22 protein-coding genes are annotated in these 23,516 nt (G+C 67.0%); 6 read left to right on the top strand and 16 right to left on the bottom strand.

Annotated elements, in window-relative coordinates:
• Position 1: 1 nt before the first annotated feature.
• Both IBX18_RS08510 and IBX18_RS08515 read right to left on the bottom strand, forming a co-directional pair.
• Positions 2-1,453 carry a short-chain fatty acid transporter gene (locus IBX18_RS08510; RefSeq protein WP_194833183.1) on the bottom strand — a complete coding sequence of 484 codons (1,452 nt, stop codon included), beginning with the start codon at positions 1,451-1,453 and terminating at the stop codon, positions 2-4.
• A 158-nt stretch (positions 1,454-1,611) separates the two neighbouring features.
• Positions 1,612-2,250 (bottom strand): hypothetical protein, encoded by a 639-nt coding sequence (locus IBX18_RS08515; protein ID WP_135231217.1) that lies wholly within the window; start codon positions 2,248-2,250, stop codon positions 1,612-1,614.
• Positions 2,251-2,268: 18 nt separating this feature from the next.
• Between IBX18_RS08515 and IBX18_RS08520 the strand changes: the two genes are divergently transcribed.
• From IBX18_RS08520 to IBX18_RS08530, 3 genes are all read left to right on the top strand, one after another.
• Positions 2,269-2,502, top strand: a complete 234-nt coding sequence (locus IBX18_RS08520) for a hypothetical protein (RefSeq protein ID WP_194833184.1) — start codon at positions 2,269-2,271, stop codon at positions 2,500-2,502.
• Positions 2,503-2,850: 348 nt separating this feature from the next.
• The gene (locus IBX18_RS08525; protein ID WP_306796198.1) at positions 2,851-3,897 is read left to right on the top strand and encodes an acyl-CoA desaturase; all 1,047 of its coding nucleotides are present in this window, start codon (positions 2,851-2,853) and stop codon (positions 3,895-3,897) included.
• A gap of 160 nt (positions 3,898-4,057) precedes the next feature.
• On the top strand, positions 4,058-4,966 hold the full coding sequence (locus IBX18_RS08530) for a cutinase family protein (protein WP_194833185.1): 909 nt from the start codon (positions 4,058-4,060) through the stop codon (positions 4,964-4,966).
• 52 nt (positions 4,967-5,018) lie between these two features.
• Here the strand turns inward: IBX18_RS08530 and IBX18_RS08535 are convergent, their stop codons facing one another.
• Entirely contained in the window at positions 5,019-5,756 is a 738-nt protein-coding gene (locus tag IBX18_RS08535) for a copper homeostasis protein CutC (RefSeq protein WP_194833186.1), read from the bottom strand.
• Between the two features lie 496 nt (positions 5,757-6,252).
• Between IBX18_RS08535 and IBX18_RS08540 the strand changes: the two genes are divergently transcribed.
• The gene (locus IBX18_RS08540) at positions 6,253-7,302 is read left to right on the top strand and encodes an esterase family protein (RefSeq protein ID WP_194833187.1); all 1,050 of its coding nucleotides are present in this window, start codon (positions 6,253-6,255) and stop codon (positions 7,300-7,302) included.
• An 89-nt stretch (positions 7,303-7,391) separates the two neighbouring features.
• Here IBX18_RS08540 and IBX18_RS08545 read toward each other — a convergent pair whose 3' ends face one another.
• The 3 genes from IBX18_RS08545 to IBX18_RS08555 form a co-directional block, all read right to left on the bottom strand.
• Positions 7,392-7,745, bottom strand: a complete 354-nt coding sequence (locus tag IBX18_RS08545; RefSeq protein ID WP_194833188.1) for a hypothetical protein — start codon at positions 7,743-7,745, stop codon at positions 7,392-7,394.
• Between the two features lie 155 nt (positions 7,746-7,900).
• Positions 7,901-9,022, bottom strand: a complete 1,122-nt coding sequence (locus IBX18_RS08550; protein WP_194833189.1) for a GGDEF domain-containing protein — start codon at positions 9,020-9,022, stop codon at positions 7,901-7,903.
• A 106-nt stretch (positions 9,023-9,128) separates the two neighbouring features.
• Positions 9,129-10,592, bottom strand: coding sequence for an NAD(P)/FAD-dependent oxidoreductase (locus IBX18_RS08555; RefSeq protein ID WP_194833190.1), 1,464 nt, complete (start codon positions 10,590-10,592; stop codon positions 9,129-9,131).
• A 258-nt stretch (positions 10,593-10,850) separates the two neighbouring features.
• Between IBX18_RS08555 and IBX18_RS08560 the strand changes: the two genes are divergently transcribed.
• On the top strand, positions 10,851-11,741 hold the full coding sequence (locus IBX18_RS08560) for a hypothetical protein (RefSeq protein ID WP_194833191.1): 891 nt from the start codon (positions 10,851-10,853) through the stop codon (positions 11,739-11,741).
• 1 nt (position 11,742) lies between these two features.
• Here the strand turns inward: IBX18_RS08560 and IBX18_RS08565 are convergent, their stop codons facing one another.
• The 7 genes from IBX18_RS08565 to IBX18_RS08595 form a co-directional block, all read right to left on the bottom strand.
• Positions 11,743-12,756, bottom strand: coding sequence for a sugar phosphate isomerase/epimerase (locus tag IBX18_RS08565; protein ID WP_194833192.1), 1,014 nt, complete (start codon positions 12,754-12,756; stop codon positions 11,743-11,745).
• Positions 12,753-13,916, bottom strand: coding sequence for a Gfo/Idh/MocA family protein (locus IBX18_RS08570; protein WP_194833193.1), 1,164 nt, complete (start codon positions 13,914-13,916; stop codon positions 12,753-12,755). The genes IBX18_RS08565 and IBX18_RS08570 overlap by 4 nt, the downstream gene beginning before the upstream one ends.
• Before the next feature lie 14 nt (positions 13,917-13,930).
• Positions 13,931-14,977 (bottom strand): substrate-binding domain-containing protein, encoded by a 1,047-nt coding sequence (locus tag IBX18_RS08575; RefSeq protein WP_194833194.1) that lies wholly within the window; start codon positions 14,975-14,977, stop codon positions 13,931-13,933.
• Between the two features lie 19 nt (positions 14,978-14,996).
• Entirely contained in the window at positions 14,997-16,037 is a 1,041-nt protein-coding gene (locus IBX18_RS08580; protein WP_306796199.1) for an ABC transporter permease, read from the bottom strand.
• Positions 16,034-17,539 (bottom strand): sugar ABC transporter ATP-binding protein, encoded by a 1,506-nt coding sequence (locus IBX18_RS08585; RefSeq protein WP_194833195.1) that lies wholly within the window; start codon positions 17,537-17,539, stop codon positions 16,034-16,036. The genes IBX18_RS08580 and IBX18_RS08585 overlap by 4 nt, the downstream gene beginning before the upstream one ends.
• Before the next feature lie 22 nt (positions 17,540-17,561).
• Entirely contained in the window at positions 17,562-18,746 is a 1,185-nt protein-coding gene (locus tag IBX18_RS08590; protein ID WP_228540601.1) for an ROK family transcriptional regulator, read from the bottom strand.
• 143 nt (positions 18,747-18,889) lie between these two features.
• Positions 18,890-19,822, bottom strand: a complete 933-nt coding sequence (locus tag IBX18_RS08595) for a hypothetical protein (RefSeq protein ID WP_194833196.1) — start codon at positions 19,820-19,822, stop codon at positions 18,890-18,892.
• 103 nt (positions 19,823-19,925) lie between these two features.
• On the opposite strand from IBX18_RS08595, the gene IBX18_RS08600 reads away from it, so the two are divergent.
• Positions 19,926-20,585, top strand: coding sequence for a TetR/AcrR family transcriptional regulator (locus IBX18_RS08600; protein WP_194833197.1), 660 nt, complete (start codon positions 19,926-19,928; stop codon positions 20,583-20,585).
• Between the two features lie 15 nt (positions 20,586-20,600).
• On the opposite strand, the gene IBX18_RS08605 is transcribed toward IBX18_RS08600, so the two are convergent.
• The 3 genes from IBX18_RS08605 to IBX18_RS08615 all read right to left on the bottom strand — a co-directional run bounded on the left by IBX18_RS08605 (position 20,601) and on the right by IBX18_RS08615 (position 23,330).
• Positions 20,601-21,686 (bottom strand): S-(hydroxymethyl)mycothiol dehydrogenase, encoded by a 1,086-nt coding sequence (locus IBX18_RS08605; RefSeq protein WP_194833198.1) that lies wholly within the window; start codon positions 21,684-21,686, stop codon positions 20,601-20,603.
• Positions 21,687-21,694: 8 nt separating this feature from the next.
• Positions 21,695-22,858 carry an NAD(P)/FAD-dependent oxidoreductase gene (locus tag IBX18_RS08610; protein ID WP_194833199.1) on the bottom strand — a complete coding sequence of 388 codons (1,164 nt, stop codon included), beginning with the start codon at positions 22,856-22,858 and terminating at the stop codon, positions 21,695-21,697.
• A gap of 121 nt (positions 22,859-22,979) precedes the next feature.
• Positions 22,980-23,330 carry a bifunctional 3-phenylpropionate/cinnamic acid dioxygenase ferredoxin subunit gene (locus IBX18_RS08615; protein ID WP_194833200.1) on the bottom strand — a complete coding sequence of 117 codons (351 nt, stop codon included), beginning with the start codon at positions 23,328-23,330 and terminating at the stop codon, positions 22,980-22,982.
• Positions 23,331-23,516: the final 186 nt, after the last annotated feature.

The raw sequence follows: 23,516 nt of genomic DNA on the forward strand, positions 1-23,516 counted from the left end.
CTCACGGTTTACCGGGGATGATCGGCGGGACGTAGTCGAACGTCATCCCGAGCAACCACACGAGCAGCAGTACCACCGGTAGGTGGAACATGAACTGCAGGAACGTGAATCCGACGAGGTCGCGCGCCCGCAGCTTCAAGACGGCCAGCAACGGCAGCATGAAGAACGGGTTGATCAGGGTGGGCAGCGCCTCGGCCACGTTGTAGATCTGCACCGTCCAGCCGAGGTTCATCTGCACGTCGGTCGCCGACTGCATCACGTAAGGCGCTTCGACCAGCCATTTTCCGCCGCCGGACGGGACGAAGAAGCCTAGCGCGATGGTGTAGACGGCGATCACGATGGCGAAGCTGCCGCCGCCGCCGATGCTGGTGAAGAACTCCGCGAGGTGCTCGGAGACGGTGTGCCCGCCGCGGCCTTTCGCCTTGGTGAGGACGGCGGCCATCGCGGCGTACAGCGGGAACTGGACGAGAATGCCCGCCGTTGCCGGCACAGCGAGGGACACGGCCTGCAAGAAGTTGCGCGGCGACCCGTGCAGCACCAAGCCGAGCATGAGGAAGACCAGCAGATAACCGTTCAGGCTGCTGACCACCGTGAGTGCCGGCTTGGAAAAGAACTGGGAGACCAGCCATCCCAACGTCAGCGCGCCGAGCAGGATCGGCAGGATGCGGCTGTACTCGAGCCATTCCCCGGGCCTGGTGCGCGGTGTCGCTTCCGCGGGCTGGTCGTCGAGGTCGACTTCCAATTCCTCCGCGGTCTTGATGGCCGCGCCCTTCGGCGCCGACACGTGCGCGATCACCACGGTCATCGCCATGATGATCACGCACATCAGCATGGACTGCCAGGTGAAGATCGTGGTTCCGAGGTCGAGCACGCCGGTGATCTTCAACAGGGCCGGCGGCAACGACGTTGCGGTGGCCTGGAGTTGGGCAGCCGAGGACGACAGGCCCAGTGCCCATACGGCACCCAACCCCATGAACGCCGCTGCGCCGAGAGCGCGATAGTCGACGCGCAGATCGGTCCGGCGGGCGATGGCGCGGGCGAGCAGACCACCGAACACCAAACTGAGTCCCCAGTTCAGCAGGGACACCGACATGGCCAGGAACGCCACGAAACCCACTGCGCTGCTTGCGGTCTGCGGCACCGTGGCGAGCCGTTCGATCAGCCGGGCCACCGGGGGCGACGTGGCGACGACGTAGCCGGTGAGCACCACCATGGCCATCTGCAAGGTGAAAGCGGTGAGGTCCCAGAAGCCGTCACCGAAGGCGTTCACCACTGTCTTCGGTGACGATCCGTTGGCCAGCGCGGCGACGGCGACGACGACGACGCCTAACAGTGCGAAGACATAGGCGTCCGGGAACCACTTCTCCGTCCACTTGGCGAGCGATTGCGCGACTCGCGCTAGGCCCTTTTCGCCCTTTTCGGAACTGGCTTCTTCTTCGATCGTGGACGTCATTCGGGTGTTCCTCTACTTTCCACACGCCACCTCGCACGGTTGTGACGCACCGCACACAGGCTCGGTTGGACAGTATTGATGGCACCCTCTGCACAGACAAGGGGGAATTGCGCAGGCATCGTCTGCAAAAGTGCAGAAACCGCCAGTGGACTGGGTTTTCAGGTCTGGACGGCTATTTCGTCACCCAATTCATAGCCACCCGTCAGGCGCAGTCGGTCGCCGCTCCAAAAGCGGCCGGGGTCATACCAATTGGGGCTGCGATCCGACGGCAGCAGTTCCATCGCCTGGTACGTCGTCGCCACGATCTCCGCGCAGTACGCGTTCTCCAGCTCGCGGGCTACCGCCTGACGCCGCTTGCGACGCGGAATGCTCACCCGGCCACGCAGCCAGCGTCCGGCGAGACCGGCGGTGGAGGGAAACGGCGTGCCGTCGAGCCGGGCGATGGTGCGCAGCACACTGTCTTCCATCTCGCGGGTGGCCGGCTGATTCAACTGGCGCAGCCATGCCTGCTGGCCATAGCGATTCGCCCACACCAGCACCGCGTCGCGCAGATTGTGCAGCTGGACGCCGCGGTGCTCGTTGCCCGACCACATGTCCGGCAGTGATCGGCCGAGCTCGGCATGCCAGATCAGCGCGGGTAGATCGTCGAGCACGACCGACATGCCGACATGATTCACCGGACTGTTCGTCGTCATCCGGATCGCCCGGTCAGCCGCGGAATGTCCGCGGAACAACCAGATGTCGCCGGTTCTGGTGAGCTCTAGTGCGCGGTCGAGTGTGATGGCCGTACCCGTCATGGCCGTAGCCTATGTGGCATGAGGTGGTGGAAGGCAGTGGGATTGGCGGGTGCGGCCGGTGTGGTCGCCACCGGGGTGGTGGTGGTGCGCGCCGAGCGCCGGCGCCGGGCCTACACGCCGGAGCAGGTTCGCGAGCAGCTGCATGTGCGGTTCGCGCAGGCGACGGCGGTGCAGGAAGCCGAGACCGCCTCCGAGGCATCGCAGGAACCCGCCGGTATCCGCGGTCGACTCCGTCGCTTGTTTCGGCGCTGATTTAACGCATTTCGCAGCGACGGGTGGCATCAGGTAATCCGATAGGTGAGGCGGAGCCGTCCGGGGGAACCCTGCGGCGGCCGCTGACCCGTCGCAGGACGCGTCCAGAGTTGTCACGCAGATGTGTCGCCGATCCGCACCAGCGTTCACCTGGTGGTGGTCTGCCCGGACGATCGTGTGGTGGCGGCGGACAAGCTGTTTGCGGAGGCCCGCTGTCGATGGCCGCTGCTTCGTAGACGACAGTTAGTGCCCAAGGAACACCACTGCTAGCAGGATGCGTAGGCGCCCGTGGTCACAGGAACTTCTACCGGCCCGGCGCCGGGATTCGCTGCCGCGTCGAGTGCCGTCGTGGCTGCGCCGCCGTCGACTACGCAGGTCTCGCCGCTGCCGTCGGTGCGTGGCAGCGAGTACGCGGTGCTGATGCGCCGGATTCGCCAGGCGGGACTGCTCGACCGGCGGGTGCGGTACTACGCCTGGAAGAGTGCGATCACGGCCGGTGCGTTCGTCGCCGGGTGGACGGCGTTCTTTCTCCTCGGCGACTCGTGGTGGCAGCTGGCCGTCGCGGTGTTCCTCGCGGCGGTGTTCGCACAGCTCGCTTTTCTCGGCCATGATGCCGGGCACCGGCAGATCTTCGCCGGACGGCGGGGCAACTATGTGTTCGGCCTGATCGCAGGCAATCTCGCCACCGGGTTGAGCATCGGCTGGTGGACCAGCAATCACAACCGGCACCACGCACATCCCAACACCGAGGGCGCCGACCCCGATGTGATGGGGATCCTGGCGCACTCCGGTGACCGCGCCCGCACCGGTAAAGGCCTCCGGCGCCTGATCTTCCGATACCAGGCCTGGCTGTTCTTCCCGTTGCTCCTGCTGGAAGCCGGCAGCCTGCACTACTCGAGCGTCCGGGCGGTGTTCCGCTGGCCGATCCCGCATCGCGTGTGGGAAGGCGTGCTGCTCGCGGCGCACTTCGCCGGATTCCTCGCCGCGGCGTTCCTGGTGCTGTCGCCGGGCAAAGCGGTGGCGTTCATCCTGGTGCAGCAAGGCCTGTTCGGTCTTTACATGGGCTGCACATTTGCACCCAACCACAAAGGCATGGCGATGCTGAGCGAAGACGATGCCACCGACTTCCTGCGCCGCCAGGTGCTCACCTCCCGCAACGTCCGCGGCAGCGCCTTCGTCGATACCGCGCTGGGCGGGCTGAACTACCAGATCGAACACCACCTCTTCCCGTCCATGCCCCGGCCCAACCTGCGCCGGGCCCAGCCGATGGTGGTCGAATTCTGCGCCGAACTCGGCTTGCCGTACTGCCAGACCAGTCTGCTCGACTCCTACGCGCAGGCGCTGCGGCATCTGAATACGGCAGGCCGATTCGCCGACGGGCAACGTAGTCTTTGAACCGCTGGCGTCAGACGGACTTTCTGGGGACACTGTTCCCAGGTACGGGGACGTTCCCGACGACATGGCCACCTGAAGAAAGACAGTCATCGGCGCTCGAGCGGACACAGAGCGCCATCGCCGACCGGGCACCCACCCGGCAGTGAACACGGAGTACACGATGGTTTCGCGATGGAAGCACACCGCCGCATGCGCGGCAGCGATGGTCACGGCCGCACTACCGGTCGGCGTCGCGTCGACCGCGCACGCCGCCCCGCAGGACTGCCCTGACCTGTATGTGGTGGCGATCCCCGGTACCTGGGAGACCTCGAATGCCGAGCCGGGCAAGGGAATCCTCGCCGCGGCCGCCGACAACCTGCCCGGCAATGTCCGCACCGATTACGTCGCGTACCCGGCGACCGCGTTCCCGTGGGAGGGCGACGTCTACGGTCGGTCCAAGCAGGAAGCCGTCAAGGGTGCGCGCGGCTTGCTCGGCGCGATGGCACAGCGTTGTGACAACACCCGATTCGCGCTGCTCGGCTACAGCCAGGGTGCGGACGCCGCCGGTGACGTCGCCGCGGAGATCGGCACCGGGCTCGGTGCCGTGCCGCCCCACCGCGTCGAGCTGGTCGGACTCGTCTCCGATCCGCGCCGTTCGCCCACCGACACGCTCATCGGTCCGCCCGTCGCGGGTGCAGGCGCCGGTGGTCCGCGTCTCGGCGGCTTCGGCTGGCTCAGCCCGCAGACCTACACCTTCTGTGCCCCAGGCGATTTGTACTGCGCCACCCCCGACGGCGATTTCGCCGCCCGCTTCGCCGGCCTCTTCGCGCAGATGTCGAACCCGAACCCGGCCATGTTCGACATCTACCAGCAGCAGGCGAACGCACTGATCGCCGACGCACTCGCTGCGGGCGGACTCGGGCTGCTGGCGGACCAGCTCAACAATTCGGCCTACGAAGAGCGCAAACGGCAGGTCGACGACTTCCTGAAGTCCGGTATCCACCAGAGCTACCCCGGTTACGCCATCGGCGGGGGAGCCACGCCGCTGACCTGGTTGCGGCAGCGGTTGATCGAGGCGACCCGCAGGTGAGTTCAGACCGGTCCGGTGTGGTCACCGGACCGGTTTTCTCGCGGTGCGTGAACTACTTGGTGGGCAACTGGTTCCGGTCACGGATGACCGCGCACAGTGCGGCGACCTCGTCGGGGTCGGTCTCGAACCGATCGAAGCCTTGGGGCACACCGACTCCCGCGAACGACACCGCACCGCTCGTAGCCCCGGGCACCGGCATGCGGACGGCAGCGTGCAGGTCCGCGACACCGGTGGCCTCGATCACCTGAACGGCATTGGCCGCGCGCACACCACCGCACGCCATCACCTCGATCGCCCCGAACCCCTGCCGCACCAGCTCTTTGATCAACGGTGCCCCATCCAGCACGGAGCGCTGCCGCCCCGAAGTCAGCACCCGGGTGAAGCCGAATCCGATCGCGTCGTCCAATGCCCGCTGCGAAGAAGCACTGACATCGATCGCACGATGCAACGTGACATCCAAACCTTCCGCCGCATCCACGAACGCCGCACACGCCGGATCGAGCGCACCCGACGAATCCAGCGCCCCGACCACAACCCCCGCGGCTCCAGCCGCCCGAGCCGCCGCAATATCACCGACCATCACCGCAATTTCCTCGGCTGAGTAGTGAAAGTCGCCCGGCCGCGGCCGAATAAGCACGTGCACTGAGATTCCCGAGGCCACCGCATGCTCGATCAGCGCTGCACTCGGCGTCAACCCCCCATCAGAAAGCCCGGCACACAACTCAATCCGATCCGCCCCCGCAGCAACTCGCACCCCAGCGATCGACTCGACACTGATCTCTATCCGCACCCGAGTAAGTATCCCTGCAAGATGCAGCTACCCGATAGGTGCCAGCACGGTCTCCTCAGGTGAGCGGTTCAGTGAGCTGACGACCTACCCAGGTTTTCCCGTGAGGTGGAAAGTGCCGACGGGCTGCGAGATCGCCCAGGGCTGGCGGGGTGCGGTGGTTGCCAGCAAGATCCGCACTGGCTCTCGGGATCCGCACCCAATGCGGGGGTCCCTAGTGGGTGCGGATCCGGAGAGAGGGTGCGGATTTCGCTGGCAGCGGCCCGCTTTCATGATCGACGGGACATGGTGGTGACTGGACGCGGTGCGCGGTGGATCGTTTCGGACTTAGGGGTCGGCTGTTGCGCGTCGTGCCGTGCCGTAGTGGGCGAGTAACGACTCGCTGCGGGCGGCGTCCGCCGGCAGTCCGCAGGATGAGATCTGATATAACGGTTCGGGACCTGCCATCGTCGCCGAAATACGGAGGCGGATGGGGCGGCGCGGGACTAGCGTCGCAGGGATGTTGCCTTGGTCTGCTGAGCTCGCCGGACGTCTCGATGAACATGTTTTCGACAGTGTGTTGCTGCGGGACAATGCGTTGCGGGATCCGCACGAGCGGCCGTTGTGGGTTTATGTGCCACCGGGTTACGAGGAGGCGGGGGATCGGCGGTATCCGTCGATCTATGTGATTCAGGGCTACACCGGTCATATCTCGATGTGGCGGAATCGGATGCCGTATCGCCGTCCGTTCCCCGAAACGGCCGATGAGGTGTTCGCGACGGGGGAGGCGCCGCCTGCCATCGTTGTGTATGTCGATGCGTGGACCGCCTATGGGGGTAGTCAGTTCGTCGACTCGGTAGGCACGGGGCCGTACCACTCGTATCTGTGCGAGGAGATCGTGCCGTGGGTCGACGCGCACTATCGCACGGTCGCCGATAGTGGTCATCGCGGCATCATGGGGAAGAGCAGTGGTGGATTCGGTGCGATGATCACGCCGATGCTGCGGCCGGATCTGTTCGGCGCGTTGGCAACTCACGCCGGTGACGCACTCTACGAGTACTGCTACCTGCCGGGCTTCGCGGACGCGGTGCGTCAGCTTCGCCCGTACGGCGGCGATATTCATCGGTGGTGGGCGGAGTTTCAGCAGCGGGTGTCCTTCACCAAGCCCGAAGACGAGGATCTGCTACTGCTGTACGGGGTTACGGCATGCTTCACGCCGGGCACGGACGGACGACCGGAGCTACCTTTCGATCCGCGCACCGGCGTGCTGAAACCTGATGTCTGGCAACGCTGGCTGGAATGGGACCCGGTCCGCATGGTCCCGAAGTACGCCGAGGCCATGCGGTCGATGCGGGCGATCTGGATCGACGGCGGCACGCAGGACGAGTGGTACCTGGATATCGGCGCCGAGGCCTTCCGGCAGGCGCTGCTCGACAACGGGGTGCCGTCGGACATCATCGCTTTCGAACTGTTCGACGCCAAACACGGCGGCATCGACTATCGCTATCCGATGTCGCTGGCGTGGTTGGCGAAACAGCTGGATACGCCGGTAGCTGCGGAAAAGCACTGACCGACCCTGGGCAGCTGACCGGGTGCCGGATGGAACACTTTTCCGGCACCCGGTCGCGACAGTCACATCAACAATTGCCTGCGCGTTGGTCACTTGTCCCAGGGCTCAACGGGGTATCCACCGCTCTTCGGGTTGCCTGCCTCGTCGAACTTGGCGTTCAGATCAGCAATGATCGTGTGGTAGTTCGGCGACTCGCTGTTCACGAACGCCTTCCGCTGCGCCAGCGTCATGCCCGGAGCATAAATATCCACCCCCAAGCACCCGTCCTTGAACCGCTCGGAGTTCTCGAGGTCCTGGTCGACGTTCCCCGCCGGATCAACAAGCTCCAGACAGCTCGGCAGGTTACTCGGATCGAAGTCCGGGGCCGCGCTCGCAGAACCTGCCGCAGCGAGCCCGCCCAGCAGCGCGCCCGCCGCAATCGCCGAGCCGGCGATACCAGTCATGATTCGATTCCGACGTGAGTAGCTCGACCGCATAGTGCATCTCCTGATTCGTTGGTCAGCCGCACTTTCTACGCGACACCAACAACACTGCCCAGCGAATGTCCCAGCACCGTCCCAGCGCCGAACCAAACCAACACGGCCACTCACAGACTGAATTATTCGAGCGCGTCGTTGCGGTCGGCGATCACCACGGCGTTGCCGCCCAATTGCTTCGCCCGATACATGGCCGCGTCCGAACTGCGGAAGACGATGCGGTGTATTGCTGCGGGATGCTGTCCGTAGGTCCGGACGGGCTCGAATTCCGCGGCCCCGACACTGGCGGTAATGGGGCTCGGCAGGTCGGGCATCGACTCGACCGCATGGCGCAGCCGCTCGGCGACGGCACCGATGCATTCACCGTGCAGGTGGCCCACGACCATGAACTCCTCACCGCCGGTGCGCACGACGATGGCGTCGGGTCGCGCCGCCGCCCGCAAACAGTCGGCCGTCCGGATGAGCACCTCGTCGCCGAACGAATGGCCGAAGGTGTCGTTGACGGTTTTGAACCGGTCGAGGTCCAGCGTCACCACATAGACGCCGCCGCGGCTGCGCGGTCCGAAGAATCGGGGCAGGTGCGATTCGAGACCACGCCGGTTCAACAGCCTGGTCAGCGGATCCGACAGCGCGTCCACCCGGAGTAGCCAGCTACAGAAGTGCACGACCGGCAGCACCACGACGGTCACCGCGAGCACGACGAGCACGACGACCAGGCCGAGCGCGACATCGCCTTTCCCGTGCCCTGTGCCCGGTGGCATGCCGAGGACCATCATCGCCGCCAACACCACGATCGAGACCACGGACCAGCCGACATGCAGCGCCAGCACCTGCGGACCGTGGAAGATCGTGATGTATCCGCCCGTGGTCACCAGCAGCACGCAGCCCATCGCGCCGAGCAGGCGATCCTGGATCATCACATTGTTGGCGGTGATGGCGAGATCCACCCCGGCGACCCACAGCAGCGACTCCACCTCGCTCGGCCACGGCAACAACCACCAGCGCAGCGTCCACACCCCGGCGAGCCCGACCACGACGATGGCCTGCACATCGCCGACGGTCCCGGTCTGACCCGCATGCGAAATCAGTGCCAGCACCGTGATCAGACCCAAGACGATGCCCCCGGACCCGAGCATGGTTTTCAACGGCCCGAGCGCGGAGTGGGATTCGAGCGTGTCGATCAGCCATCGGTAATCGACCCGGTATCGCCACCAGGCGCGCACCATCGCTCGACTGTTGGTCACCGATCCACCGCCTTACGCTGGCAAATCTCCGGTAACTGAAAGTTCGCCAACCAAAGTATCAAAGAAAATGCGGGGTCTACGGGAGCGGCAGATTCGGTCAGGCGTCCTACTGGATGTCGGCGAGCGGCCCGAACCACCGCGGAATCACGTCCCAGATGAACGAGCTGATGCACTCGGCGGTGGGCCCCGACAGAATTTCGCCGACGAAGTAGATGCCGTGCCTGCCCTGAATGTCCGTTACCTGGTCGAACCAGCCGTCACGGACTGCCGCCGCGCTCGGGTACGCCGGCCATTCGGCGATGGTCTCGGCCACCAGCTGCGGGTCGGGGAACAGGAACAGGCTCTCCCTGGCCAGGGACCAGGCTTGCGCGTCCGATATCGAGGTGTCGGAATTGCTGAAGCACACCCAGTACGGACCAGGGTGTTGCTTGTTGGCTGCGGTGATGCGGTGCGTGGCCTGCTCGGGATCGGTGTCGGTGTAGCTGCCGTACGGGTCGATCACCCAGAACCCCAAGGGCTCAGGGGAATCCGGTCGCCGCGGGAAGTCGATCAGCTCCTCCGGTACCCGGATGAGATAGCTGCGCGTCCAGGCCCTCGGGCAGTTCCGTTCGGCGAACAGCTCGTGAATCTCCCCGGCAGGGAAGATCTCTCGAATCTGAGCGGCCCGCGCCGTCACCACCACCCGAGAGTAGATCGCGCTGCGCGCTTCGCCGCCCACCGTGTAGGTGACCCGAACCCCTTCTGCGGGAACAGCTTCGATTCCGCTCACCCGGCTGTTCAGCGTGACCGCGAGCCGATGGTCATCGAGGACTTGCCGCAGGAAAGTGATGAACCCCTGCGGAAAGCTCACACTGACCGGTCGGCGTGAACCCATCTGCGCGACCAATGACGGCGGCATCCGCGCCAGCAGCGCCTGCTTCTCCGACGGATACAGCGACAGGATCAGCTTTGCCAGCTGCGAGACGTGCCCGCAGATATGCGCATTGATATTGATGATGGTCTCAGCCGGCTGGCGCGGTCGACGCATATTCGCGTAGATCGCCAGACCTTGCAATATCTCACCGACCAGCGGTGCATGGCGCGCCCGGTACGTCTCCCAGGTCTCGCCGGGAATCCGATCGAACGCCAACCCGCCCGGCCCCGGCCCGGTCCTGTTCCGGATCGCCTGCTCGAGGATGGTCCAGGCCTCGATCAACTGGTCGACCGCCTGCTCCGGGGTCAGCGTCCGAAACAGCGGAAGGAAATGCGGCGGCACCGCCAGTTGCGGCTTACCGGACTCGGACCTGCCGACGAAGTACAGCGCTTCGGGCTGCGTCCGCACCGGATGCCTGCGCATCAACTCATGGATGGCCGTGCCCGCCATGTCCTCACCGAAGTCCTGTTGAGCGACGAGATGCGCTTGGAAATCATAAATTTCACCCTCGACCTCGACGGTCTGCGCATAACCGCCGACCTCCGAGCCTGCCTCGAGAATATCGATATTCTCGAACCCGAGTTCGCGCAGCTTCGCCGCCGCCAGAATCCCGCTCTGGCCCGCACCGACAATGCAGACGGGTGCCGCGAGATCCATCAGGACTCCTATGGGTCGACGAACGCGAGGCGCGTGCCCTGAGTATGCGGTCGCAAGGTGCCGGGCCGGACCACTTGCGAAACAGTTCCGCGCGGTCCGAAACGCCGGATGCGAGCGCTGTGCCGGTGCAGATGAGCGCTTTGGGCATTTGTCCGTTTCGTCAGGGTGGCGCGGTGCCGTTGGAAGATCCTTTGGTCTGCGAACGTTATGGTCGATCGTGATCGAAACGACGGGTGTGCTGCTGGTGGGACTGATCGCATGCTGATCGGGTTGATCGCCGCATTACTTGCTTGCGTGGGATATGGGTTGGGGTCGGTCTTGCAGGCGTATGCCGCGCGCCGGTCGGCTGCGGTGGCGCTGGAGCATGGGGTGGGAGGGCAGGTCACCGAGACCGGCGCACCGACCGTTGCCTCCACGGTGGCCGCGGCGTTGACGGTGTGGTTCATCGTCGGCAGCGTGCTCGACGTGGTCGGGTTCGCGGGCAACGCGGTGTCGGCGCGCCTTATCCCGCTGTTCCTCTCGCAGACCATCATGAGCGCGAATCTGATCGTCACCGCGGTGCTGGGCATCTTTATTCTCGGCATCCGCCTGCACCTGCGCGACTGGCTGGCGATCTGCACGGTGATTCTCGCGCTGGCCGCACTGGGTGCCGCCGCTGGTCACGAAGGCGGCGGCAGCGACAATCCGGTGATGCACTGGGGAGTCCTGATCGGCTCGGTGGTGCTGTTCGCCGGCAGTCAACTGGTGGTGCGCCGCCTCGGCTCCAGGGGCGCGGTGGCCGCGGGCTTGGCCGCCGGAATGCTGTTCGGCGCCTTGGCGATCGCGGTGCGCATCGTGCACGGAATCGACCCACTGGACATCCCGGCCCTGCTCGCCGACCCCGCCGCCTGGACCATCGCGATCGCCGGCATCGGCGGCTTCTACCTGCACACCGTTGCGCTGCAACTGGGTTCGGTGAACGGCGCCACCGCCGCACTGGTGGTCGGCGAGACGGTCATCCCCGGCATCGTCGGCGTGCTCGTCCTCGGCGACACCGCGCGCCCCGGCCTGGAATGGCTCGTCGGTGCCGGCTTCGTCCTGGCCATCGGCGGAGCCGTCGCAGTCGCGGTGTTCGGCAACGTATCCCAACTGGAAACCGCGGACGTGTGAATCAGCTCTTCGGCTCGGACCTGAACGCGGCGTCGAACGAGGCGCTCGGTGGAGTGATGGCGTTGAGCCGGCGGACGAAGGCGAGGGCTTCGGGGGCGCCCGCGAGGCGATCCATGCCCGCGTCTTCCCATTCGATGGAGATCGGTCCGGTATAGCCGATGGCGTTGAGGGCGCGGAAGCAGTCCTCCCACGGCACATCGCCGCGGCCGGTGGAGACGAAGTCCCAGCCGCGGCGCAGGTCGGCCCACGGGAGGTGGGAGGAGAGGCGGCCGCGGCGGCCGTCGCCACAGCGGACCTTGGTGTCCTTGCAGTCCACGTGGTAGATGCGGTCGGCGAAGTCCAGGATGAACGCGACCGGATCGAGGTCCTGCCAGATGAAATGCGAAGGGTCCCAATTCAAGCCGAAGGCGGGGCGGTGATCGATGGCGGCCAGCGTGTGCACGGTGGTCCAGTAGTCGTAGGCGATCTCGCTGGGATGCACCTCGTGCGCGAAGCGGACTCCTTCGGCATCGAACACATCGAGGATCGGATGCCAGCGCTGCGCGAAGTCTTGGTAACCGCGCTCGATGGTCTCCGGTGACACGGGCGGGAACATCGCGACGGTGTGCCAGATGCTCGATCCGGTGAAGCCGACGACCGTACGCACGCCCAGTTGTGCGGCCGCTCTTGCCGTATCGGCCATTTCGGCGGCAGCGCGCCTGCGCACACCTTCCGGCTCGCCGTCGCCCCAGATGCGCTGCGGCACAATGGCCCGGTGCCGCTCGTCGATCGGATGGTCGCAGACCGCCTGACCGACAAGGTGATTGGACAAGGCGAAAACCTGTAATCCATGTCGCTCGAGGGTCTTGCGCTTGCGCGCCGTGTAGTCGGGATCGGCGAGCGCCTTGTCCACTTCGAAATGGTCGCCCGAGCAGGCGATTTCGAGCCCGTCGTAGCCCCATTCCGCCGCGAGCCGGCACACCTCCTCGAACGGCAGGTCGGCCCACTGCCCGGTGAACAGCGTGATCGGTCTCATTGTTGTCCTCCTCCGATGACGGTCCAGCGCCCGTCGTCCGCCGCGCTGGCCTCGACCGCAGCCAGTACCCGCTGCACCGCGAGCCCGTCGGCGAAGCCGGGGCTCGGATCCTTGTCCGCCGCGATCGCGATGACCAGATCGGCCACCTCGTTGGTGAAGGTGTGGTCGTAGCCGAGCCCGTGCCCGGCGGGCCACCAGGCCCCGGTGTAGGGGTGCTGCGGTTCGGTCACCAGGATGCGGCGGAACCCGGCGGTCGCCGGTTCCTCGGTGTGGTCGTGAAACCACAACTCGTTCATCGACTCCAGGTCGAAGGCCAGGCTGCCGTGGGTGCCGTTGAGCTCCAGGCGAAGCGAGTTCTTGCGCCCGGCAGCCACCCTGGTCGCCTCGAACGACGCCAGCCCGCCACCGGAGAGCCGCCCGAGGAACAGCGCGGCATCGTCCACCGTGACCGGACCGCTGCCGACCCCGCCCGGCAGCGGTCGTTCGGTGACGAACGTGTCCAGCAGCGCCGACACCCCCGTCAGCGTCTCCCCGGTGACGAACTGGGTGGCGTCGATGATGTGCGCGCCGATATCGCCTAGCGCCCCCGACCCGGCGCGCCGCCGATCGAGCCGCCAGGTCAGCGGTGCGCCCGGATCGGCGAGCCAATCTTGCAGGTACAGCGCCCGCACGTGCCGGACGATGCCGATCCGCCCCTGCGCCACTAGGTTTCGGGCCAGCGCCAGCGCGGGCACCCGCCGATAACTGAACCCCACCATCGACCGGACCCCGCGAGTGGCGGCCTGCTCGGCCGCGGCGGCCATCGACTCCGCCTCGGCGACGGTGTTGGCCATCGGCTTCTCACACAGCACGTGCTTGCCGGCTTGCAATGCGGCAATGGCGATTTCGGCATGGCTGTCGCCGGGTGTGCAGATATCGATGAGATCGACATCGTCGCGGTCGAGCAACTGTTTCCAGTCACCCACCGCGCCGGCCCAGCCCAGCCGGGCGGCCGCGACCGAGGCCCGCTCGGCGTCGCGCCCCGCGAGCACCACGGGCACCGGCCGCCACGGCAGGTCGAAGAACGCGTCCACACTGCGCCAGGCATGCGAATGGGCGCGCCCCATGAAGGCGTGGCCGACCATTCCGATGCCGAGCGTGCGGCGGTCTGTCGAGGTCATCTGGCTCCGATCGGTCAGTAGCCGTTCGCTAGGTACTGTTCGGCGTTGTCCTTGGTGACCACCGCGGAGAACGTGGTGATCTTCGCGGGCACATCGTGTTCGGCGAGATCACCGAGGGCCCGGCGCTGCCCGAGCAGCCGGGCCAGCGCGACCGCCGAGGAGGCCATCGCCGGGCTGTAGAGCACGGTGGCCTGCAGCGGTGAGTTGCCCGCCTGGATCTCGCGCATGGCCTGGGCCGAGCCACCGCCGCCGACCATGACGAACTCACCGGATCGGTTGGCCTGCTTGATCGCGCCGAGCACGCCGATGCCCTGGTCGTCGTCGTGGTTCCACATCGCGTCGATCTTCTTCGTCGCCTGCAGCATCTGGCTGGCGACTTGCTGGCCGCCCGCGGCCGTGAAATCGGTGGATTGCCTTGCCGTGACACGGAATCCGGCGGCGGCGAGGGCGTCCTGGAAACCTCGGCTGCGTTCCTGGGTGAGCTGGAGATTATCGATGCCCGCGATCTCCACGATCACCGGATCGGCGATGCCCGCGTCCTTCATCTTGCCGACGATGAACGTGCCTGCGTTGACGCCCATTCCGTAGTTGTCGCCGCCGATCCAGGTGCGGTAGGCCAGCGCCGACGCGAAGACCCGATCGAGGTTGATCACCGGAATCCCGGCGGCCATCGCGTTTTTCGCCACCTCGGTGAGCGCGTTGCCGTCGAACGGCAGCACCACGAGCACGTCGACCTTCTGGTTGATCATCGACTGCACCTGCTCGATCTGACGACTGACGTCGTTGGTGCCCTCGGTGACATTCAGCGTGACGTCGGCGAACTTCTCGGCCTGCGCCCGCGCGTTGCGGGTGACCGCCGCGGTCCAGCCGTGATCGGCGGCGGGTGCGGAAAACCCCACGCGGACTTGCTTTCCGGCGGCGGAGTTGTCGCCGGTGCCACCGGCCACCTGGGTGCTTGCGGTGGTGTCGTTCGAGGTACACGCGGCGGCGAGGACGCCGGCGCCTGCGGCCAGGCCGGAGAGCAGGATGCCGCGACGGGGGAGCGAGAGTGTGGAGCCCATGATGTTCCTTGGTGAGAGTTCAGGTGAGGGTGGGGACCGCGCGGGCGCGACCGAAGCGCTGGAACAGCAGGACGGCCACGATGATGGCGCCCTTGCCGATCGCCTGGATGGGTTGTTCGAGGTTGTTCAGGATGAACAGGTCCTCGATCACGGTGAAGACGAGCACGCCGAGGATCGAGCCGGTGATGGTGCCGAAGCCGCCGCTGAGCAGCGTGCCGCCGATGACCACCGCGGCGATCGCGTCCAGCTCGTACAGCTGGCCGTTGGTGCTGGTGCCGGTGGTGGTCTGCGCGGTGAGCATGACGGCGGCGATACCGCAGCACAGCCCCGACGCCGCGTAGAGCAGCAGGGTGTGCCTGCGCACGTCGATCCCCGCCAGCCGGGCCGCCTCCGGATTGCCGCCCACCGCCGCGCTGCGTCGCCCGAAGGTGGTGCGCTCCAAGACGATCCAGCCGATCGCGACCACCACCACGAACAGGTAGACCAATAGCGGGATGCCGAGCACCCGGTTCTGTGCGAGCGCGAGCAGGTCGGTGGTGACGAGCTGCGATTGCCGCCCGGAGATCTGCTCGGCCAGCCCGCGCGCGGCCACCATCATGGCCAGCGTGACGATGAACGGTACTAATCGGCCGTAGGCGATGAGCGCCCCGTTGAGCACGCCGCAGCCAAGGCCGACAAGGAGCGCGCAGAGCACCATCCCGGCCACGCCATAGGACTGGGTGGCGGTGGTGGTGCACCAGACCGAGGCCAACGCGATGATCGCGCCGACCGAGAGGTCGATGCCGCCGCCGATGATCACGAACGTCATGCCGACGGTCACCACGCCGATGACCGACGCCAGGGTCAGGATGGTGATCATATTGCCGGTGCTGAGAAAGTCCTCGCCCTTGGTCAACGCCCCGACGAGCAGTAGTGCGATGAGCGCGACGATCAGCGTCAGATGCTTGCGTAGTTCGCCGCGTCCGGTCTTGCGTCGGCTTGCGGGCGGCGGATCACCGTCCACCGCCGGTGTTTTCGCCTCGGTGCGAACTGTGGGTGTGCTGCGGATGCGTTCGGTCACAGCGCACTCCCTTCCATGATCATGGCGATGATGTCCGGCTCGGTGAGCTCGGCCGCGGCCGCCGCGTGGATGATCTCGCCGTCGCGCAGGACGAGCACCCGGTCGGCCAGCCCGAGCAGTTCGGGCAGGTCGCTGGACACCATCAGCACCGCGACGCCCCGTTCGGCGAGCCCGCGAACCTGCGCGTACACGTCGGCGCGGGCACCGACATCGACGCCGCGGGTCGGCTCGTCGAGCAGCAGCACCCGGCAGTCCTCCAGCAGCCAGCGGGCCAGCACCGTCTTCTGCTGATTGCCGCCGGAGAGGCCACGCACCGGGTAGTCGGGGTCGGCGGGCCGGACGCCGACGCGAGCGAGCACGCCACCGGTCTCCGCACGTTCCCGCCGCCGGTCGAACCAGCCGAACCGGGAGTAGCGCGGCAGTGACGCGGCGGAGACGTTGCGCCCCACCGATTCCAGCAGAAACAAGCCCTGCGATTTGCGCTCCTCGGGTGCCAGCCCCATCCCGGCGGCCACCGCGGCGGACGTGCGGCCCGGCCGGACCCGGCGACCGTCGACCTCGACCAGTCCTGTCGACGCGGGCCGTGCGCCGTAGATCGTTTCCAGCACTTCCGAGCGGCCCGAGCCGACCAAACCTGCGAGACCGACGATTTCGCCCGCGCGCACCGCGAACGAGATATCCCGGAACCGCCCGGCCAGGCCGAGTCCGGTCACCCGGAGCACCTCGGCGGCATCCGCCGCATGCGAAGGCTGTTGCGCGAGTAGCGCATCGGCACCGTTGCCGCCGGTCATCAGCGCGACGACCTGATCGGTGCCGGTGGTGCGGGCGGGCAGTCCGGTGGCGACGGTGCGACCGTCCTTCAGCACGGTGATCCGGTCGCCGATGGTGCGGATCTCATCCAGCCGATGCGAGATGTACACGACGGCAACACCCTCCGCGCGCAACTGATCGATGATGCGGAAAAGGTTGGTCACCTCGTCGTTACCGAGCGCGGCGGAGGGTTCGTCCATCACGATGAGGCGTGCGTCGTAGGACAGCGCCCGCGCCATGCTGACCACCTGCTTGGCCGCCGCGGGCAGGGTGCCGACCATGGTGTCCGGCCGCAGCTCCGCGTGCCCGAGACGTTCGAGCAGGGCGGTCGCGGCGCGGGCGGTCGATGCACGGCGGGTGAATCCGGCCCGCGCCTGTTCGTGCCCGAGGAAGATGTTCTCGGCGATGTCGAGGCCGTCGCACAGATCCAATTCCTGGTAGATCGTGGCGATGCCGAGCCGGGTGGCGGCGGCGGGCCCGGACAGCCGCACCGGCTTACCGAGCCAGTGCAGTTCCCCCGCATCCGGATGATGTGCTCCGGCAAGCACTTTGATCAGCGTGGACTTGCCCGCGCCGTTCTGGCCGAGCAGGCAGTGCACCTCGCCGGCGCGGACGTCGAGGTCGACGTGATCGAGGGCGCGCACGCCGGGGAAGTCCTTGACGATGCCCCGCATGGTCAGCACGGTGTTCATGGCCGAATTCCTTGCCGTGTCGTCAGGCGACGCTGAAGATGTGATCGCTGATGAGCCGCGCCGCGCCGATCACCCCGCCGAGCTCGGCGAGCTCGGACAGCACGATCGGCAGATTGCCGGTGGCCAGCGGGGACGACCTGCGATAGACCACGCTGCGGATCTCCGCGAGCAGCGGATGCCCGAACCCGGTGAGTCCGCCCGCGATCACCACCAGTCCCGGGTTGAAGAAGCTGACCAACCCGGCCAGCGCGGTCCCGAGATGAGTGCCCGCGTCCCGAATCATGGCCACCGCCAACGGGTCTCCCGCCGCCGCGGCATCGGCCAGGTCGGTCGCGGTGAGTGAGCCCGCGGTGGCCAGGCGTTCGGTGAGGAAGGGTGACCGTGCGGCGCGGGCGGTGGCTTCGCGGGCCAACGCGGCGCCACCGGCGTAGGCCTCGAGGCAGCCGCTGTTGCCGCAGGCGCAGACCGGGCCGTCGTCGGTGATCCGCAGGTGGCCGATGTCGCCCGCGCTGCCGGAGACGCCGCGGTAGATAGCGCCCTCGACGACGATGCCGCAGCCGATCCCGGTGCCAGCCTTGACGAGCAGGAAATCCGCCACCGAATGCGCTGAGCCGGCCTGCATCTCGCCGAGCGCCAAGATGTTCACATCGTTGTCGACCAGTACCGGGCAGCCGAGCTCCTGCGCGATGGCCTCGCGCACCGGAAAGCGGTGCCAGCCAGGCATTATCGGCGGTGCGACCGGCATGCCCTCCCGGAAGCTCACCGGGCCCGGCACACCGACACCTGCCCCGTGCAGCCGCCCGGCCATACTCGGGTCGGCGCGGAGTTTGCCGAGCAGATCGAGGGCCCGCTCCAGCACCGCGGCCGGACCCTGCCGGATATCGCACGGCTCGGACAGCTGCCCGAGCACGCGCAGTTCCCCGTCGGTCACCGCGACATCGATGGAGGTCGCGCCGATATCGATGGCCGCGAAACGCAGACCCGACGCCAGCATCGCGATCGCCGACCGCCGGCCGCCGCTGGAGGCCGCCAGCCCACCGGCTTCGATCAGCCCGAGCGCGGCGAGCCGATCGAGTTCGACCGCGAGCTTGGACCGGGACAGCTCCATCGGCTGACCCAGTTCCGACCGCGACTGCGGCCCCCGATCCCGCAGCAACCGCAAAATCCGGGCCTGGTGGGCATTTTCAGGTCGTGCCGCGATCCGCATCAGATGCTTCTTTCTCTGCAACTGAGCGAATTCAACCGCACTTCGGTGAGTTCTGGAGGTGCTTTCGACAGATCGAGACGAAGTTTGTTCTCTAACAGGACAAAGCGGCTGCCCGGGGTCGAAACGTGCTGAGTCGCCGAAGATCAGCCCATGGCGGCGCTGCTCTCGAGCAAGAACTCGATGTTCTCCAGCCCGTCGCCGGTGACCCGGAAGAGCGTCGGCCGGAGCTCGGCGCACTCCGGTTCGGCATTCGAGATGTCGCGCCGCAACCGCTCTGCCATCGGGGAATCCGCAGGCGTAACGAGCAATTCATCGGCGCAGCGCACGGCTACGACGAGCTCTTGCCAGCCGGTCGCCTCGGCAACCCAGCTGTGGAACCTGGGCAACAGAATCGCGGAGCTGCCCTGAAAGCTGTCCTGCCGGAACACGCGGGCAATCGGACCGTCTTCGGTGTCCCAGCCTTCGAGGGCGAGGCCGTCCGCCAGGGCGATGGTCGCGTTGGAGAACTGCGTGACGACATCGTCGTGGTCGGCGAAGTCGTGATTCAGCAGGGGCGTCTGAGCGATGGTGCCGCGCGGGGTCTTCGCCATGCGCGCCAAAGTGGCATAGACGCGGTCACCGAGCGGGAGATACTCCATCGCGTCTCGGACGATATCGCTGCCGGGCAGCGAACGGCTGCGCAGCACCGGCAGCACCACCCCGTCCGTGGTGCTCTCCTCGATCAGCGCCATCGCGGCCGGATCCGCGTCGCGGCGCTCGATCTCGGCTTGCAGCGCGACCCGCGCCGCAGCGAACGCGGCATCCCAGCCGTCTGCCGCGGGGCGGTCGAACAGGTAGGACAGGTCGACCGCGCCGAACGTCTGCTCGATGAACACCGCGTCCGCCGGCGACGGCTGCCATTCCGCGACCACGGCGGTGATTTGCTCGGCCCGAATGTTGTGCTCTGCGACCAAGTCCTGCCAGGCGCGCTGCACGGCGTGGTCGTCCTGCGTGTGCACCATGGCGAGGAAACCGTCGTCGGGGTCGGGCCCCACCATGAAGACGACGACGCTTTCCGTGGGGTCGACAACACTCATCAAGTTCTCCAGATCCGATCCGCCAGGTGGCAGCGCTCACTTCAGCACAGGCGGCGGGCCGCCCCTGATTTCAGGGGCGACCGGCGAGGGGGAAGATGGTTCGATGCCCGGAGAAACGGATCGCAAGGGAAAGGTGGGCCGACCAGCGCGGCTGTCGCAGGACGCCATCGTTGTCGCGGCCGATCGACTGCTGCGGACCGAAGGGGCCGACGGCCTGTCGATGCGGCGCCTGGCGAAGGAACTGGGCAGCACGCCGATGGCGCTGTATCACCACGTGCGCGACAAGGACGAGCTCCTGCTGTTGCTGTTGGAGTCGCATGCCCGGCATATCCCGCGGCGGGAGTTCTCCGACGACCCGCGTGCGCGGCTACTCGAGGTCGCCTGTGCCCTGTACGAAGGGCTCGCCGAGCGTCCGTGGATCATCGAGGTATTGACCTCCGACCCGCTGTTTGTGCCCTCGGCGATGAGGATGGTCGAGCTGATCGTGGCCGCTGCCGTCGACTGCGGGTGCAGCACCGAGGAAGCCGTCGACGTGTACCGCACCATCTGGTACTACATCGTGGGCGACCTCATCATCCGGGTGAACCGGGAGCGCCGGAAGGTGCGGCTCGAGTCGGCTATCGACCCGACCATGGATCGGCTCGATGCCGAAGAGCTGCCGACGCTCGCCGCGATCGCCGATCAGTGGGGTGAGCTGACCTATCGCGATACGCATCGGAAAGGGCTGGCGGCCATAGTGAACGGGCTCGTGCCGCCTCGTTAGCCGGAGCCGGGATCGTCACCACACGACGACTGAACGCAGCACGTCGCCGTGGTGCATGGCGTCGAACGCCTTCTCCACCTCGTCGAGTGAGATACGTTCGGTGACAAAGCGTTCCAAGGGGAGTCGGCCCTGGCGGTAGAGATCGATCAGCATCGGGAAGTCACGCTCGGGCAGGCAGTCGCCGTACCAGGAGGACTTCAACGCGCCACCACGCGAGAAGAGTTCGATCAGCGGCAGCTCGAGGGCCATCTCCGGGGTCGGCACGCCGACCAGCACGACGGTGCCTGCCAGGTCGCGGCCGTAGAAGGCCTGCTTCCAGGTTTCCGGGCGGCCGACAGCGTCGATCACGACGTCCGCGCCGAAGCCGTCGGTGAGTTCCTGGATCCGCTCGATCACGTCTTCGGCGCTCGCGTCGATTTCGTGGGTGGCGCCGAACTGCTTGGCCCAGGCGAGCTTTCGGGGATCGCGGTCGACCGCGATGATGGTCGCGGCCCCGGCCAGACGTGCACCGGCGATCGCGGCATCGCCGACACCACCGCAGCCGATCACCGCCACGCTGTCCCCGCGCGAGACATTGCCGGTGTTCATCGCCGCGCCGATGCCGGCCACCACGCCGCAGCCGAGCAGTCCGGCGACGGCGGGGTCGGCGGCGGGATCGACCTTGGTGCACTGTCTTTCGTGGACGAGTGTCTTGTCGGCGAACGCGCCGATGCCCAGCGCCGGGGTGAGCTCGGTGCCGTCGGTGAGCGTCATGCTCTTGCTGGCATTGCTGGTGTCGAAGCAGTACCAGGGCCGCCCGCGGCGGCACGCGCGGCATTCGCCGCAGATCGCCCGCCAGTTCAGGACGACGAAATCGCCCACGGTCACGTGGGTGACGGATTCCCCGGCGATCTCCACGATGCCCGCCGCCTCGTGCCCGAGCAGGAACGGGAATTCGTCGTTGATGCCGCCCTCGCGGTAGTGCAGGTCGGTGTGGCACACCCCGCACGACTGCACGCGCACCACGACGTCGTGCGGTCCGGGCTCGGGGATCACCACGTCGACCAGCTCGACCGGGGCGCCGGTGCGGCGGGCGATGACGCCGCGAACGGTTTCGGACACGAATCCTCCTACGGGGTGGCGATGGCCGCGGGCCGCCGCTCGATCTGCTTGCGGTACCTGGTGAACAGGCGTGCGTTGTCGATGGCGAAGACGGCGACCGATACGCCGTCGCGTTCGTAGAGCGCGGTGCACGACGGCGTGGACGGGTCGCCGTCGACGAAGCGCAGCACGTCGTCCGGTCGGCGGTGGCCCGCGAATTGGATCATTCGGCCGTACTGGCGTGACCAGAAATAGGTGGACGGCACGGGATCCGGTGCTGCGCCGGTCAGGGTGGCCGCCACGATCCGGGCCTGAGCGGTGGCGTTCGACCAGTGCTCGCAACGATGGAGTGCGCCCAGCTCATCGTGATAGGCGCGGGCGCAGTCGCCGATGGCGTAGATGTCGGGAACGGTTGTGCGGCAGCGGGAGTCGGTGACGAAGCCGTTGTCGATGCGCAGCGGCGAGTCCTGTGCCCATTCGGTGTTGGGGATCGCGCCGATACCGATGATCACGGCATCGGCGGGGAGCAGCGTGCCGTCGGTCAGCCGAACCGCGCTGACGCGGTGGTCGCCCACGAACTCGGCCACGGCGACGCCGGTGCGCAGGCGGACACCGTTGGCGGCGTGCAGATCCGCGCACAGCGCACCGAGGCGTGGGCCGAAGACGCCGGCGAGTGGGTCGGTGGCGAGTTCGATGATGGTCGCCTGCATGCCGAGAGTGGCGGCGGCCGAGGCCATTTCGGCGCCGATCAGGCCCGCGCCGACGATCGCCACGGTGCGTGCGGTGTGTAAGGAGGCGCGGATCGCGCGCGCGTCATCGACGGTGCGCAGTGTATGGATACCGGTCAGCGCCTGTGCGCCGGGTAATGATCGAGCGCGGGCCCCGGTGGCGAGCACCAGCGATTGCCCGGCGACCACTGTGCCATCGTCCAGAGTCACGCCGGGACCGCTTGCCGCCGAGGTGATTCCGGCTGCGCGGCGGCCGAGAAGCCAGTGGGTGCGTGGATCGTCGGTGCCGTCCGCCAAGGCGATATCGACGTCGCCGTGCAGGAATTCCTTCGACAGCGGTGGGCGGTCGTAGGGCGGGTGGACCTCATCGCCGATGACGGTGATGTCGCCGTTGTAGCCATGGCCGCGCAGCTCCCGTACCAGCGAGAACCCGGCCAACGAGGCGCCGACCACGACGAGGCTCATGGCTTCACCGCGCCGGCGTTCGGTTCTGTGATGCGCGTAGCGCGCCAGATGACTCGCTCGCTACCTGGCTCGGCCGCACTGACACGCGACTCCGCCATGCGCGCGGCGGACCGCAACGCACTCATGACGCGTCTTTCGACACCACGACGTCACCATCGAGCACCCGTACCGCATAGGTACGCACCGCGACCTTGGCCGGTGGCCCCGAGACCCGCCCGGTGCGCAGATCGAAACATGATTCGTGCAACGGGCATTCGACCGTGCAGTTCTCCACCCAGCCGTCGGCGAGGGACGCGTCCTGATGGGTGCAGGTGTCGTCGATCGCGAACAACCCCTCCGCGGTATGGAATACCGCGATCGGCGTGCCGTGGTCCGGCCGAACCGTGGCGACTTCGCCGACCGGCAGGTCCGCGATGCGCGCGACGAACAGTTCCGTCCCGGAGGGGGCTGGCTGTTTCGCAAGGGATTCCATAAACCCTCCAAGAGTTGCTCAGAGCGCAACTGATATCGCAATACGCAACAGTGTGCGCCGGTGAACGACACCCGTCAACCCCCGAATCGCCATGTGAACAACAGGTTTCCACCTGTTGACAGCGCGCCTTCGCAGGCGGACTATTTGTTGCGTAATAAGAATTCGTTGCGCTACAAGCAACACCGG

It is taken from the genome of Nocardia sp. XZ_19_369, assembly GCF_015355715.1.
Lineage (GTDB): Bacteria > Actinomycetota > Actinomycetes > Mycobacteriales > Mycobacteriaceae > Nocardia.